Annotated in this window: 9 protein-coding genes; 3 read left to right on the top strand and 6 right to left on the bottom strand. The window is 70.5% G+C overall.

The genetic code is table 11. The features are described 5' to 3' along the window. Genes ACGFJ2_RS16000 through ACGFJ2_RS15990 form a run of 3 tightly spaced genes read right to left on the bottom strand, consistent with a single transcriptional unit; the run spans window position 1 to window position 2,256 of the window. Window positions 1–306, bottom strand: coding sequence for a hypothetical protein (locus ACGFJ2_RS16000; protein ID WP_393468651.1), 306 nt, complete (start codon window positions 304–306; stop codon window positions 1–3). Then, entirely contained in the window at window positions 299–784 is a 486-nt protein-coding gene (locus ACGFJ2_RS15995) for a pyridoxamine 5'-phosphate oxidase family protein (protein WP_393470005.1), read from the bottom strand. The genes ACGFJ2_RS16000 and ACGFJ2_RS15995 overlap by 8 nt, the downstream gene beginning before the upstream one ends. A 5-nt stretch (window positions 785–789) precedes the next feature. Then, complete coding sequence (locus ACGFJ2_RS15990) at window positions 790–2,256, bottom strand: hypothetical protein (RefSeq protein ID WP_393468648.1); 1,467 nt, start codon at window positions 2,254–2,256, stop codon at window positions 790–792. Window positions 2,257–2,480: 224 nt separating this feature from the next. On the opposite strand from ACGFJ2_RS15990, the gene ACGFJ2_RS15985 reads away from it, so the two are divergent. Continuing rightward, window positions 2,481–5,159, top strand: coding sequence for a LuxR C-terminal-related transcriptional regulator (locus ACGFJ2_RS15985; protein ID WP_393468645.1), 2,679 nt, complete (start codon window positions 2,481–2,483; stop codon window positions 5,157–5,159). Here ACGFJ2_RS15985 and ACGFJ2_RS15980 read toward each other — a convergent pair. After that, complete coding sequence (locus tag ACGFJ2_RS15980) at window positions 5,156–7,915, bottom strand: helix-turn-helix transcriptional regulator (RefSeq protein ID WP_393468642.1); 2,760 nt, start codon at window positions 7,913–7,915, stop codon at window positions 5,156–5,158. The genes ACGFJ2_RS15985 and ACGFJ2_RS15980 overlap by 4 nt on opposite strands. A 67-nt stretch (window positions 7,916–7,982) precedes the next feature. Between ACGFJ2_RS15980 and ACGFJ2_RS15975 the strand changes: the two genes are divergently transcribed. Together ACGFJ2_RS15975 and ACGFJ2_RS15970 are read left to right on the top strand one after the other, a co-directional pair. After that, the gene (locus ACGFJ2_RS15975) at window positions 7,983–9,206 is read left to right on the top strand and encodes a GNAT family N-acetyltransferase (protein WP_393468639.1); all 1,224 of its coding nucleotides are present in this window, start codon (window positions 7,983–7,985) and stop codon (window positions 9,204–9,206) included. Window positions 9,207–9,322: 116 nt separating this feature from the next. Beyond that, complete coding sequence (locus tag ACGFJ2_RS15970) at window positions 9,323–10,576, top strand: hypothetical protein (RefSeq protein ID WP_357960816.1); 1,254 nt, start codon at window positions 9,323–9,325, stop codon at window positions 10,574–10,576. 211 nt (window positions 10,577–10,787) lie between these two features. Here the strand turns inward: ACGFJ2_RS15970 and ACGFJ2_RS15965 are convergent, their stop codons facing one another. Together ACGFJ2_RS15965 and ACGFJ2_RS15960 are read right to left on the bottom strand one after the other, a co-directional pair. Beyond that, the gene (locus ACGFJ2_RS15965) at window positions 10,788–11,810 is read right to left on the bottom strand and encodes a LacI family DNA-binding transcriptional regulator (RefSeq protein WP_393468636.1); all 1,023 of its coding nucleotides are present in this window, start codon (window positions 11,808–11,810) and stop codon (window positions 10,788–10,790) included. 326 nt (window positions 11,811–12,136) lie between these two features. Further along, window positions 12,137–13,561 (bottom strand): non-reducing end alpha-L-arabinofuranosidase family hydrolase, encoded by a 1,425-nt coding sequence (locus ACGFJ2_RS15960; RefSeq protein ID WP_393470002.1) that lies wholly within the window; start codon window positions 13,559–13,561, stop codon window positions 12,137–12,139. Window positions 13,562–13,632 lie beyond the last annotated feature (71 nt).

Genomic DNA, 13,632 nt, shown 5'->3' with positions numbered 1-13,632 from the left:
TCAGAGGATGTCGTAGGTCAGGTGCGTCGCGGTCGATGTCGGGGTCACGCTCCGCCGCACCAGCGTGCGCGGCGCCGCACCGGTGAACAGCGGGGTCCCGGCGCCCAGGACGACGGGCGCGGGCTTGCCGACTTCGCGAGCGCCGTAGCCGGAGTCGTCGTTCCAGCCTTTCGGCCCGTCGATCACGTCGAAGAGCCGCCGGCCGAGGATGACGGCGCCGGAGCGGGTGGTCGAGCCGAAGGTGCCGTCCGTGTCGTTGATGTGGCCGTCGAGTGAGGTGATGATCGAGTGGATGGGCTCATCCATGGTCATGATGGGTGCCTGCCTGAGGGCGTGTGACGCGCAGTCGTGCGTCGGTGACGTTGTCGAAGCGTGCGTCTCCTCCACGGATCAGGACGAAGTGCCGCTGTACGTCGGCGCGGTAGGCCAGCATGGGGCCGGACGGCGCGAGGTCATCCCCCGTGAGTTGCTTGCCCGGGGGGAGGCGGGCGTTGAGCGTGGTCAGCGCCGCGGCCGGATCGTCGGCGGGGCCGGCGCTCGCCTCGAGGTAGAGTGCCTCGGCGCCGCCTATGGGCGCGTGGGAGTCGAACACCGTGATGGCCACGGCCGGGCGTTCGGCGATGTTACGGGAATGCCTGCTGTCCGGTGCCGATACCCAGAAGAGCCGGTCCTCATCGCGGGCGGCGAAGAAGACGGGTGTGGCCCACGGCCGCCCTAGGCGATCGGCGGTGGCAAGGACGAGGTAGCGGCTGTCGGCGAGCAGCCGGGGAACCAGTTCCCACATGACGGTCACTGGTCTCGGATGGTGGTGGCCGCCAGACGCAGCACGGCCGGGCCGTGGATCGTGGACGGTACGGTGAACTTCACCAGGCCGTCGCTCGGCACCGTGATCTCGTCGCCGGGCAGGGATGTCCGTTCGTCGATGGCGTACCAGTCGGCTGTGTAGGCGCCGGCCGACAACTCGGCGGTGAACACCTCGCTGGTCCCGTCCGGCCGCAGGATGAGGTACTCCTTGCCGGGGTGTGCGAGCGCGTAGCCGGTGGAGGTGAGGTCGCCGCGAGGGGGCATGCCGATGAGGTCGATCCGCTCGGCGTAGCGCCGGGTGTCGCCCATCGCCTGGCGGGCCGGTTCGAAGGCGTCCTGTGACGACGGGACACCGTCGATGAGGCCGTAGTCCATCAAGATCGGGTTGTGGCCGCGCAGGAACGCCTTCCACACCCAGAGGGCGTCGCCCTGGCCAGGGGCGAAGTGGTCGGTGTCGCTGAGCAGGACCTTGCGGCCGTCGGCGGGCGGCGGGTCGTCCAGCCATCGCGACGGTGTGCCGCCCGGGGCGGACGGGTGACCGCCCTCGCGGTAGATCTCGTCGTCGTAGCCAGGCGAGATCCAGTCGGCGGGCCCGTCGAACAGGGGCGCGTTGACCAGCGTCTGGTCGGCCACCGGGAACTGCATGGTCATGCCGATCGGGCGCGGGTCATATCCCTGCTGCCGCTGATACCGCCGAACGAACTCGATCACCCAGTACTGCCAGCCGGTCGAGTCGCCCCACTCGGTCTCCAGCGGTACACCGAGCGCGTCGGCCAGCTCCGGGCTGACCGCGCCACCTCCGGATGATTCGTTGGAGACCTCGTACAGGACGTTAGGCAGGTCGTGCACGGTGTCGACGACCTGCTGGATGTAGGCCTCCTGCAACGCCTGTACGGCGGGGTCGAGCGGCAGGACCTGGTGGTCGAGGATCGAGGTGATCGCGATACCGTTGACGTTGTTGCCGGCGTGGAAGGGATGGCCCTCGACGTTGTCCGGCACCGGGCTGAGGTGCAGCGCCCAGCCGTCGAACAGCATCACCGCCACGTACATGCCGCGCTGGCCGGCGGCGGTGACCCGCTCGCGCAGCCGCTGGAAATAGGCCGGGTCGAACTGGGACAGGTCGAACTTCGCATCGCCGTCCTTGGCCGTACCCTGTCCCGTGCGCGGCCATGGCTGCGGGCTCATGTTCAGGTGGTACGCGCCGCCGGCGGCCTGCGACTGGAACTGTTCCCAGCGCCACAGCCGGATGAAGTTGTGCCCGCGAGCGGCGAGGAAGTCCAGGTAGGCGCGGTAGTCCATCTTCTCGGGCTCGGCCGGCGCGGTCGCGCCGGGCCCCATGCCGTCGTGGAAGTTGTTCCAGATGTGCGAGCCGGTGAGATACACCGCCCGGCTGGCCGAACGTACGGTGAAGTAGCGCGGGTTGTCCGCGGATACTTCCAGCGGACCGGGCATCCGATCCCGATGTGTCGATATATCCGACATGATGTCTCTTTTCGAGTGGCTGTATCAGTGGTGGACCGGGTAGCGCAGGTGTGTCACGTCGCTCCCTGGTCGTCGAGTTCGGCTGTTCGCGGCAAGCCTGCCTTCGGCGGCTGAGCAGAACATCGGCCAGGTGGCCGAGCCTAGAACTCTCCGGTGGCCGATTGCCATGCTTCGATGGCAGACTGAGCGCTGCCATGACGTCCGCAACGCCCCCTGACCTGCCCGTCCAGCTCGCCACCTTCGTAGGCAGGCAGTCCGAGCTGGCCGCGGTGCGCGCGCTGCTGGACACCGGGCGGCTGGTGACGCTGACCGGCACCGGCGGCGTCGGCAAGACCCGGCTCGCCGCGCAGGTCGCCGCCGCCGAGGTCGCGCGCCGGCCGGACGGTGTCTGGTGGGTCGAGCTGGCGGCCGTCAGCGACCAGGCTCGGCTCGCCGAGCTGGTCGCGACGAGGCTCGGCGTGCTCATCGAACCCCTCCAAGGCCCCGTACGGTCGATGACGGCGCAGTTGCGCGGCCGCCGCGCGCTGCTCTGCCTGGACAACTGCGAGCACGTCATCGACGGCGCCGCCGAGCTGACCGGCACGCTGCTGTCGTCGTGCCCGGAGCTGTCGGTGCTGATCACCAGCCGCGAGCCGCTGGCCGTGCCGGGCGAGGTGGTCTGGCGGGTGCCACCGCTGGCCCCGGACGAGGCGTTGCGGCTGTTCGTCGAGCGGGGCCGTCAGGTGCGGCAGCTGTTCGGCCTGGACCAGGAGGGTGAGGCCGCCGCACGGGTGCTGTGCTCCCGGCTCGACGGCATCCCGCTCGCCATCGAGCTCGCGGCAGCATGGTTGGGCTCACTCACCCCGCAACAGATCGAGCGCGGCCTGGACGACCGGTTCGGCCTGCTCGTCCGCGGCCCGCGTGGCGTCGCCGCGCGCCAGCAGACCTTGGCGGCGTCCATCGCCTGGAGCCACGACCTGCTCGACGAGCCGGACCGTGCGGTGTTCCGCCGCCTCGCGGTGTTTCCTTCCGGGTTCGACCTGGACGCCGCACGGACGGTCTGCGCGGGCGGAGTGGTCGCCCGCGACGACGTGCTCGCCGGCATCGGCCGTCTGGTGGACAAGTCCCTGGTGGTCGCGGAGACCCGCGGCGGCGTGTCCCGCTTCCTGCTGCTGGAGACCATCCGCGACTACGCCGCCGATCGGCTGCGTGAGGCCGGGGAGGTCCACCTCGTCCGCGACCGCCATCTCGGCCACTTCCTGGCCTTCAGTGCCGGCGGGCCCGAGCGGGCCGCCAATCTCGACGCCTGGCGCGCCCGGCTCGAGGGTGAGTACGACAACCTGCGCGCCGCCCTGGAATGGGGGCTGGCCGCCACCGATCCCGACAGGGGACGCCGCCTCGCCGCCGAGCTGTCGTGGTTGTGGCATTTGCATCGGCACGGGCACGAGGGCATCGCGTTCCTGCGCCGCGCCATCGACCGCGTGCCGGCGGACCGATCGCTGCTGCAGGCGCGGCTGCTCACCGGGTTAGCGCTGGTCGCGGACACCACGAGCCCGCTGGACATGGAATACGACGTGGCACGGCAGGCGCTCGAACTGGCCACCGCCCACGGTGACGAGAGCCTGCGCGGCCAGTGCCTTTCCCTGGCGGCGGTCGGCCGGTTCTACACCGACTTCACCGCCGCCTGGGACCTGACCGTCGAGGCGATCCGCTCCGCCGACCTCGCGGGCGACCAGTTGTTCAAGCATTCTCAGCTGGCGCTGCAGGGCATGATCAGACAGCTGCAGGACCGGCACGACGAGGCCCGCCCGCTGCTGGAGGCGGCACTCGACGGCCTGCGCCACCGTCACCGCGGGATAGCGTCGACCACGCTGGCGTACCTGTCGAGCGGAGCGCTCGCGAGCGGCCGGCCGGCCGAGGCCCGCCGCCTGGCCGAGCAGTCGCTCGAACTCGCCGAGCCACTCGGCGACTACCTGCGCGTCGGTATGGCACGCGGTGCCCTGGCCGCGGCGCACACCGCGTCCGGAGACGTGAGCGCGGCGCTGGAGGCGATGCGGCCCCTGCTCCTGCTCATGGAGAACGCCGAAGCAGCCGTCTTCGTGCCCGGCATGGGGGCGGCACTCGCACAAGTGCTGGTGGCCGGCGGCGATCTCGATGGGGCGCTGCGCTGGTTCGAGCACGATGTGCGCCAGGCCGAGCACGTCGCGCCGACCTACCTCGCGGCGCAGGTGCACGCCGGCTACGCAGAGGCCCTACGGCGCGCCGGCCGGTACGAAGACGCCCGCGGCGAGCTCGACCGAGCGGCGGCCATCGCCGGCGAACTCGGCATGCCACGCGTTCTCGCGGACGTGCTGCAGCAACAGGCCCTTCTCACCGGTGACCCCGACCTGCATCACGAGGCGCTGACCATTCGCGTCGCCCACGGACTGCGCACGTTCTGGGTGGACAGCCTGGACGCGATCGCCGCCTGGCTGGCCCCGCCGAACGCGGTGCGGACGCTGGCCGCGAGCACCACGGCACGCGCGGCCCTGGGATATCCACGGCGCGTGGCCGAACGACGTGAGTACGACGAACTGCTCGCCCGGCTCAGGCAGACGCTCGGTGAACAGTTCGCGACGGCATGGGCGGCGGGCACTGAGCTGTCCCTCGACGACGCGGTCGCTTACGTCCGCCGTAGCCGGGGTACCCGCGACCGGCCGGCCGCCGGTTGGGACAGCCTCACCCCGACCGAGCTGAGCGTGGCACGGCTGGCCGCCACCGGCCTCAACAACCCGCAGATCGGAGCACGACTCTTCATGAGCCGAAGCACCGTCAAGACCCACCTCTCCCATATCTACGCCAAGCTCGGTGTCGCCAACCGCACCGAACTCGCCGGAGTGGCGTCATTCACCTAGGTGGTGGCGGGCCTCGTCAGTCCGTCATGGAAGGCGATGACCGCCGCCTCGGTGCGGCTGGCCGCGCCCAGTTTCGTCAGGATATGGGAGACGTGCACGCCGGCGGTACTCGGTGAGATGTGCAGCCGGGCGGCGATCTGCCGGTTGCTCAGACCCTCGGCGATCAACCGGAGCACGTCACGCTCGCGCTCGGTGAGCCCGTCCTGCGCCGGTCGGGGCCGCCCGAGCAGGGCGATCTCCCGAGCGAGCGGCGCGGCGCCCAGGTCTTCGGCCAGTTGCGCGGCTTCCCTGAGGCGGGCCGTTGCGCCGGGCCGGTCACCCGCGGCCAGTGCGGCTCGCGCGCCGTGGAACAGGCTCAGCGCCAGCTCGTACGGCTGGCCCAGTTCCCGCCAGGCAGCCGCCACGGGGTCCCAGCCCTCGTCCTCGATCAGCGCGTGCAGCATGATCTGCCAGGCCCGGTCGAGCGGCCCGTCCACGCCGAGCGCCGCATCAGCCGCGGCGAGTTCGGCCTGCCGTGCCGCGACCCGCTGCCGTAGGTCCTCACCGGTGCCCTGGGCGAGCCGTACGCGCTGCGCCAGCGCGCCGGCGACCAGGACCGGCCGGGCATCGCTGCTGTAGATCCGGAAGAGCGCCGGATCGGCCAGCGCCCGGCTCAGGAGCAGATCGGCACGCACAAGGTCGCCCTGGGCGACGGCGAGCAGGCAGAGCAGCTGATGGCGGGGGAACAGGGTTCCGCTGTCGGCGTGCTCCACCTCGGCCGCCGCGTCGGCCGCCGCGGCCAGGTCCCCGCGCAGCAGCGACAGGTAGCCGGCCAGGGCGCGCACAGCCTGCCGCGACAGCGGTGGCGGATCCTCCCGCAGGCTCTCGGCCAGCACGGCGGCCGCCTCGTCCCACCGCCCGGCGAGGATCAGGCCGCGCCCGGCGTAGCGAGCGAGCTCCGCGCCACGGCTGCGGCCCAGTCCGTACCGGCGGGCGTGGCGGATGCCGCCACAGGCCGCCTCGATGGCGCGCCGCTGGTCGCCGGCCTTGGTGTGCAACGTGGCCTCGTACATCGGGACGGTCATGAACAGGTCGTGGCTGTCGAGCCGTTCGGCGAGCGTACGGGCCTGCGCCAGCATCCCGAGGTCGCCCGTCATGGACCCGACGCCCAGCAGTCCGCGGACGGTGACCATGGGATCGCCAGTGCGCCGGCCGATGCCGAGCGCCTCCTCGAACGGCTCGCGAGCCTTGTCCACCTCCGGCAGCAGGCCCATGGCCAGCACCCCGAGCAGCCGCCCCCGCTGGAGACTGTGGGGGTCGGCAGGGAGCAGGCTCAGTGCTCGTTGCCAGTCGCGAACGCCGGTCGCGTTCAGCCGGTGCCGCAGCCTGCCCCGATGCTCCAGCAGCTGGGCGGCCCGCTCGGGCTCACGCCGCTCATCCACCGCGGCCAGCCCGGCGGTGGCGTAGTCGATACCGCGGGCGTAGTCGCCGCTGAGCATGCACGCCTCGGCCGCGCCGGTCAGGACGTCGATCCTGTCGGCGCCCAGCCGTGCCTCCGGGTCCCACAGTTCGAGGACCTGGTCGAGCATGCGGACCTGCTCCTCGTAGGCGTAGGACCCGCGTGCCCGGCCCGCGGCCAGGTAAGCGGCGGACAGGGCCAGCTCGCGATCCCCGGCGGCGTAGGCGTGCGCGGCCAGTTCCGCGTGGGCGCCCCAGTCGCTCAGGGCCGCGGCGTAGCGCGCGTGCAGGCGCGCCCGCTCGCCGGGCAGCAGATCCTCATACACCGCCTGCCGGATCAGGGCATGGCGAAAGTCGTATCCGTCGCCTGCCGTGACGAGCAGGCCGCGATCGACCAGTTCCCGCAGCAGGACGTCCAGCTCGGCTCCGTCCTGCCCGGCCACCCGCGCCAGCAGCCGGTGGCCGATCCGGCCGCCCGCCACCGAAGCGATGCGCAACAGCTCGCGGGCCGGGCCCGGCAGCGACCGCGGGCCGTACAGCAGCAGGTCGCGCAGGCTGTCCGGGGTCCGCTCACCGGCACGGGCGAGCGCCTCGACGAACAGCGGATTGCCGTCGCTGCGTTCGTGCACGCGGTGTACGGTGGCCGCGTCCGGCTCCGCGCCGAGGATCGCGGCCAGTTGGCGGCCCACCTCCTGCCGATCCAGGCGATCCAGCCGCAGCGTGGTGGTGCGCGGGCGGCGGGAGACCTCGGACAGCAGCGGCCCGAGCAGTTCGTCGCCGTTCCCCGGCGGCCGGTAGGTGATCACCAGGAGCACGCCGGCCTGCGCCAGGTTCCTGGCCAGGAAACCGAGCAGCTCGCGGGTAGCGGCGTCCGCCCAGTGCAGGTCCTCGATCGAGACGACGACCGGCCGATCCGCGGCCACCCGCTCGACCAGCGTCAGGACCTCCTCGTACAGCCGGTGTCTACCGCCTTCCGCGTCACCCGCCTCGCCGAGCTCGGGGAACCAGCGGGCGATCTGGCGGTAGGGCCCTGGCAGGACCCCTTCGACCCGGATCAGCCTGCGCAGCACCGTCACGAACGGCGCGTACGGCAGGCCGTCACTGCCCAGTTCCGCGCAGGCGCCCTCGACCACCCGTACCTCCGGACCCAGGGACCGCGCGAACTCGGCGAGCAGCCGCGACTTGCCGATCCCGGCCTCCCCGGCCACCAGCGCCACCGCCGGCCCTTGCTCCACAGCCATGTCGAAGGCCGCCGCCAGCGCCGACAACTCCTCGCCCCGGCCGACGAACACCGGACTGACCACGCGCTCCGCCACCACGGCGCCAGCATATAAATACACAGATCACCCGATGCGTCATGTGTGTTTATCCGGCCACGTTCGAAGCATGACAGCCACCTACCCGCTGCGAACCATCGGCGCCCATGAGCTCGACGCGTGGGCTCGCATGGTCACCACGACCTACGGCCAGGACTGGTACGAGGGCGGCCTCAGGAACGCCGCCTCTTCCATCGAGCCCGAACGCACGATCGCCGCCTACGACGGGGAGGAGATCGTCGGCGGCGCGTCGATCTACGGCCGCATCATGACGATCCCCGGCGCGGCCACACCTGTCGCCGGCGTCACGCTGGTCGCGGTCCTGCCCACGCACCGGCGGCGCGGCATCCTCACCGCGATGATGCGCAAGCAGCTCACCGACCTGTATGAATCGGGTGGCGAGCCGATCGCCGCGCTCAACGCCGCCGAGGCCACCATCTACGGCCGCTTCGGGTACGGCGTCGCCAGCCATGTGGCCGAGATCCAGGCGGACAAAAGGTTCATGGCCCTGCGGCCCGGCACCGACTTCGGCGACGGAACGATCCGCCTGCTCGACGGTCAGAAGGCGCGGCCGCTGCTGGAGAAGATCTACGACACCGCCCGCCGTACGGCAGTCGGCTGGGTCGACCGCACGGAGAAGTTCTGGCAGGCCCGGCTGGCCGACGGCGAGCGCGTTCGCGACGGTGGGACAGCACTGCGCTACGCCGTCCACCTGGAGCCCGGCGGCGAGGCCAGCGGCTACGCCTTCTACCGCTCCAAGCCGGGATCGGCGCACGTCATCGAGGTCGCGGCCACCACCAGGCAGTCGTACGCCGCCCTGTGGCGCTTCCTCATCGACCTCGACGCTCACACCCACCTCAGCTACGACGGCGCCATCGACGAGCCGCTGAAGCACCTGCTGACCGACCCGCGTGCGACCCGCGCCACCGTGATCGACAACCTCTGGGTCCGCCTGGCGGACGTCGACCGGGCGCTGGCGGGACGCCGCTACTCGACCCCGCTGGACCTGGTTCTGGAGGTCCAGGACACGTTCTGCCCGTGGAACGCGGGACGCTACCACCTGGGGGCCGACGGCGAGTCCGTCACCTGCGAACGCACCCGGGCCCGGGCCGACCTGCGGCTGACCTCCGCCGAACTGGGTGCGGCCTACTTGGGCGGCACCACCCTGTCGTCCCTGGCGGCCGTCGGCCGAGTCGAGGAACTGCGCGGCGGCGCGGTCACCGCCGCCTCCCTCGCCTTCCGTGGCGAACGCGAGCCGTTCCATCCCTCGGGCTGGGCCTTCCCGGCCTTCTGATGCGCAGACAACCATGAAGCTTCCCACAGACACCGGGCCTGTTGACGCCGCTGGTGCGGCATGTTGTGATCCACACATGCGTATTTCGTACTTATTTAGTAGGAAATAAGGTGGCTATGAGGTTCCTCCAGCGTGCCGCCGCAGCTGTCATGCTCCTGGTGAGCGCGGCGGGCATCCAGGTCGTGCAGAGTGGACCGGCGCAGGCGGCTCTGCCCACCGCCGCCGTCGCGCTCGGCGACAGCTTCGTCAGCGGGGAGGGCGCGGGGGACTACCAGCCCGTCGTCGACGCCTCCGGTACGGCACAGGCCTTCCCCGGCTGGTCGGCGCCCAACAGCAACGCCTACTTCTGTCACCGGTCGGCGAACGCCTCGGTGTTCACGGCGTCGCTCCCGGGCATTCAGCAACGTTTCAACCTCGCGTGCTCCGGCGCCCAGCCCGCCGACATCGCCACCCCCTCAAGCGCCCGGGCCGAGGGCCGCGCCGTCGCCTCGCAACTCGATCAGCTGCGCGCCCTCGCCCAGACGCACGACATCGACGTCGTCCTCGTCGGCCTCGGCTCCAACAACAGCTACTTCACCTTCGGCGACGTGGCCACGCTGTGCGCCAACCGCTTCATCGCCGACGCCTGGACAGGCTGGTGGGAGTTCTGGGCCTATCTGAAGGGCGAGGTGCCGCAGAGACCCTGCACTGCCTCGGACCTGGCCACCGACACCGAGGTCGCCGCCGCCACCACCGAGACCACCGTGGGCCTGCGCCAGATCCTCGACACCCTCGACCAGATCGACGCCGACGGCACCCACCAGGTGATTCTGCAGACCTACACCAACCCGCTGCCGCCCGACATCGCTCCGGAATACTACGACGAGGACGGCCGCACCGACACCCGCGACAAGTTCCGCGCGCTCGGCGCCGAGCGCTACGCCGCCGGGTGCCCGATCCACCGTGCGAGCCTCGCCCCCGGGCACGTGTTCTCCGAGAACCTCGGCTCCCTGGTCGAGAACGCGTATGCCACGCTGGCAGCCGAACGCCCGGCGGCCGACCTGCGCGTACTGGACGTCCAGAGGGCTTTCGACGGGGCCAGGCTCTGCGAGAACCCCGACAGCCCGGCGGGTGCGCTGGCGACGCCGGTCCGGGTACAGGACGGGCCGTCCGGCACGTTCATCACCAGCCTGTCCGGCTGGGACAAGATCGGCATCCAGCGGGCGGCGAACACCTGCGTCACCTACTTCCAGACCTGCCAGGAGTCGTGGCACCCCAACGCCGCGGGCCAGACGGTCCTCGGCCAGTGCCTGACCGGCGCTTCCGCCGCGGCGCCCCGCACGATCGTCACGTGCGCCCGTAACGCGGACGGCACGCTCACCATCTCCTGACGTCTCCTCAGCTTCGCGTCCGGCTGTCTGGAGCCGGACGCGTCGCGGGGGCAAGCGATCGGCCCGGGCAGCGTGGCGGGGACGGCGCCGCCCGAGCTGCCGTCGGCGCAGGCGCACGGCTGGGTGTTGCTGCGAGTTCGGCCGTAGAGGGCAGGGGCCGTCTGTCGTGCTCGCTGTGCGCGGCGGCCGACGGTCGAGGACGCGTTTCGGCTCAGGCGGACGGGAGTGCGGGAGGCGCGGTGCTCTCCCGTACGACGAGTTCGGTGGCCAGCTCGACGCGGCTCTGTGGCAGCTGCTCGCCATGGGCCAACGTCAGCAGCATCGAGGTTGCCGCGGCGGCCATCTTGGTGAGGGGCTGGCGGATGGTGGTCAGCGGTGGAATGGCCCACCGCGCCGATGGCATGTCATCGAAGCCGATCACGCTGAGATCATCCGGGATGCGCAGGCCGAGCTGATGGGCCGCGTGGTAGACGCCGATGGCCTGGCCGTCGTTCGTGGCGAAGAACGCGGTCGGCCGGTCGGGCAGGCGCAGCAGGTGGTGCGCTTCGGCCATACCGCCCTCGATGAAGAAGTCCCCCCGGCCGATCAGCGCCGGGTCGACGGGCACGCCGGCCATGTCGAGGGCGGTGCGGTAGCCGTCGAGACGGGCCCGGCTGGACAGTGCGGAGTCGGGCCCCGCGATGATGGCGATGCGGCGATGCCCGAGCTCCAGGAGGTGGCGGGTGGCCGTGAGGCCGCCGGTCCAGTTGCCGGCGCCGACCGATGGGATGTGCCGCGCGGGATCGTCGGCCGGGTCCAGCAGGACCAGCGGGATCTCGCGGCGGGCGAGTTGTTCGTGCTGGGTCTCGGTCAGGCCGGAGAACACCGCGATCACACCGATCGGACGGCGCCGCAGCACGCCCTCCAGCCAGGCGTCTCGGGCGGTGTGGTCACGGCGCAGGTCCGATATCCCGACCATGAGGTCGTGCTCTCGCGCGACCTCCGCCACGCCTTTGGTGATCTCGACGGGATAGTCGCCCTCCAGAGCGTGAAAGACGAGATCCACCAGGGCTGCCGGCGTGGAGCGGCGGCGCTGGCGGCGGTAGCCGTGCCGGCGGATGAGCTCCTCCACGGCGGCGCGGGTTTCGGACGACACCGCGGAACGGCCGTTCACTACCTTGGAGACCGTCGCGGTGGAAACTCCGGCCAGCTCGGCGAGCTGAGCGATGGTGAGAGGAGACGACTCCGTGGGCATGGCGGCAGTTTGTCACGGAGTGCGGGCAGGCCGGCAGTGCCGGCCTGCCAAGATCAAAGCTTCTGGGCCACCGGGTCATGGGCTCTGCAGGAGGATGAAGACGAGCAGCAGCGCGCCGATGAAGATCTTCGTCTACGAGGAGCTGGGCGTGCCCTCGAAGCTGATGATGGTCTGGATGCGCGGGTCGAAGCCTGCCGTTGACGGAGGGGCGGCCCGGATCGCCGGTCCGCCCCGAAACAGTGTGCCGAGCCGGAGGGCCGTCTCGCGGAAGGGCACGAGCAGGCGACCCTGCCGCGCCGGCTCCGAGCCGGACTCGTGTCACGCCATCAACGCTGCAGCGTCAGCAGACCCGGCCGGTAGGGCAGGAGGCCGTAGTCGCCGCCGGAGTTGGGGTTGCGTCCCTGGTAGAGCAACTGCAGGTTGCAGGGATCAACGGTAAAGGTCTGATCGGCGCCGGCACGGACCAGCTCGCCGTGGCTGATGTCGTTGGTCCAGGTGGCGCCGCTGTTGGCCTTGCCGGCGAAGGGGTTGCTCTCGGTGGCGGCCTGCGGTGTCCATGAACCGTTCAGGCTGGTGGCGGTGAACGAGCGGAAGTAGCGGCCCTGCGCGCCGATCGCCTCGACGAGCATGAGGTATCGGTTCTGGCCCTGGAGCTGGTAGACCTGAACGGCTTCGAACAGGTTGTTCGTCGTGTCGCTCATGACCACCGTCGATGTGGTGCCGAAGCTGCCCGGGAAGTTCCCGATGGGCATGCTGGCCCGGTAGATCTTGCCGTTGTCGCCGGCGAAGAACAGGTACATGTTGGTGCTGTCACCGATGAGTGTCTGGTCGATGGGTCCTGTGCTGGAGCCGGAGATGCTGCCGGAGAAGAGCACCTGCTGCGCTGACCAGCCATTCGGATTGGTGGGGTCGCTGGAGGTCCGGTAGGAGAAGGCGGTCCCGCCCCACTGGTAGGCGAGCACCCAGATGTTCTTCGGGGCGAAGTAGAAGAGTGTGGGTGCGACCGTGGAAGAGGACATCGTGTTCTGGCCGGCCGAGGCCATGTCGGACCAGTTGGTGAAGGGGCTGAAGTTCATCGAACCCCACTTCGTCCCCGTGTCGTGCGTGGTGGCGTAGACGAGATGCCTGCCGTTGTAGGGGGCGACGGTGAAGTCCTTGAGCGAGACCCATCCCGACTTCGGGTTCGCCAGCGGGCCCGTCGATGTCCAGCGGTATGTCGACGGAAGATCGCACGGACCGGGGTTGCCGCCGCCGTCGACCCGGACGAGTTGCCATTGCTGGTTGTTGCCGCCCCAGTCGTCGTACTGGACGATGTTCGCGCCGTCGGCGGTGGAGGCGCCCTGGACCTCCAGGGCCTTGTTGCTGTTGCGGTTGATCAGCCGTACGTAACCCCCGGTGGAGTCGGCGAGGCTCCATTGCTGGTTGGAGCCGTTGCCGTCGGTCCACTGGACGATGGCACCGCCGTTGGCGGTGGAGAAGTTGTAGACGTCCAGGACTTTGCCGGAGTGGCGGGACTTGATGCGGTAGTAGCCGCCGCCGGAGTCGACGAACTGCCATTGCTGCTGGTTCTGGTTGTTCCTGGTCCATTGGGTGATGCGGCCGCCGTCGGCGGTGGACAGGTTGTAGACGTCGAGTGCCTTGCCGCTGTTGCGGTTGACCAGGACGTACCAGGCATTGGTGTCGACGGTGGCCGCGTTGGCGGACTGAGCCTGAAGGGCGACGAACAGGCTCGCCAATAAGGTGGCCACCATCGCGAGAACGGATAGGGATCTGAATCTCATGATGTGCTCCGATTTATCCGACTTGGACGAGTTGCCATCGC

It is taken from the genome of Nonomuraea sp. NPDC049028 (assembly GCF_043197735.1).
GTDB lineage: Bacteria > Actinomycetota > Actinomycetes > Streptosporangiales > Streptosporangiaceae > Nonomuraea.
Note: the sequence above shows the minus strand (reverse complement) of the source record. Positions and strands in the feature narration are given on the sequence as shown.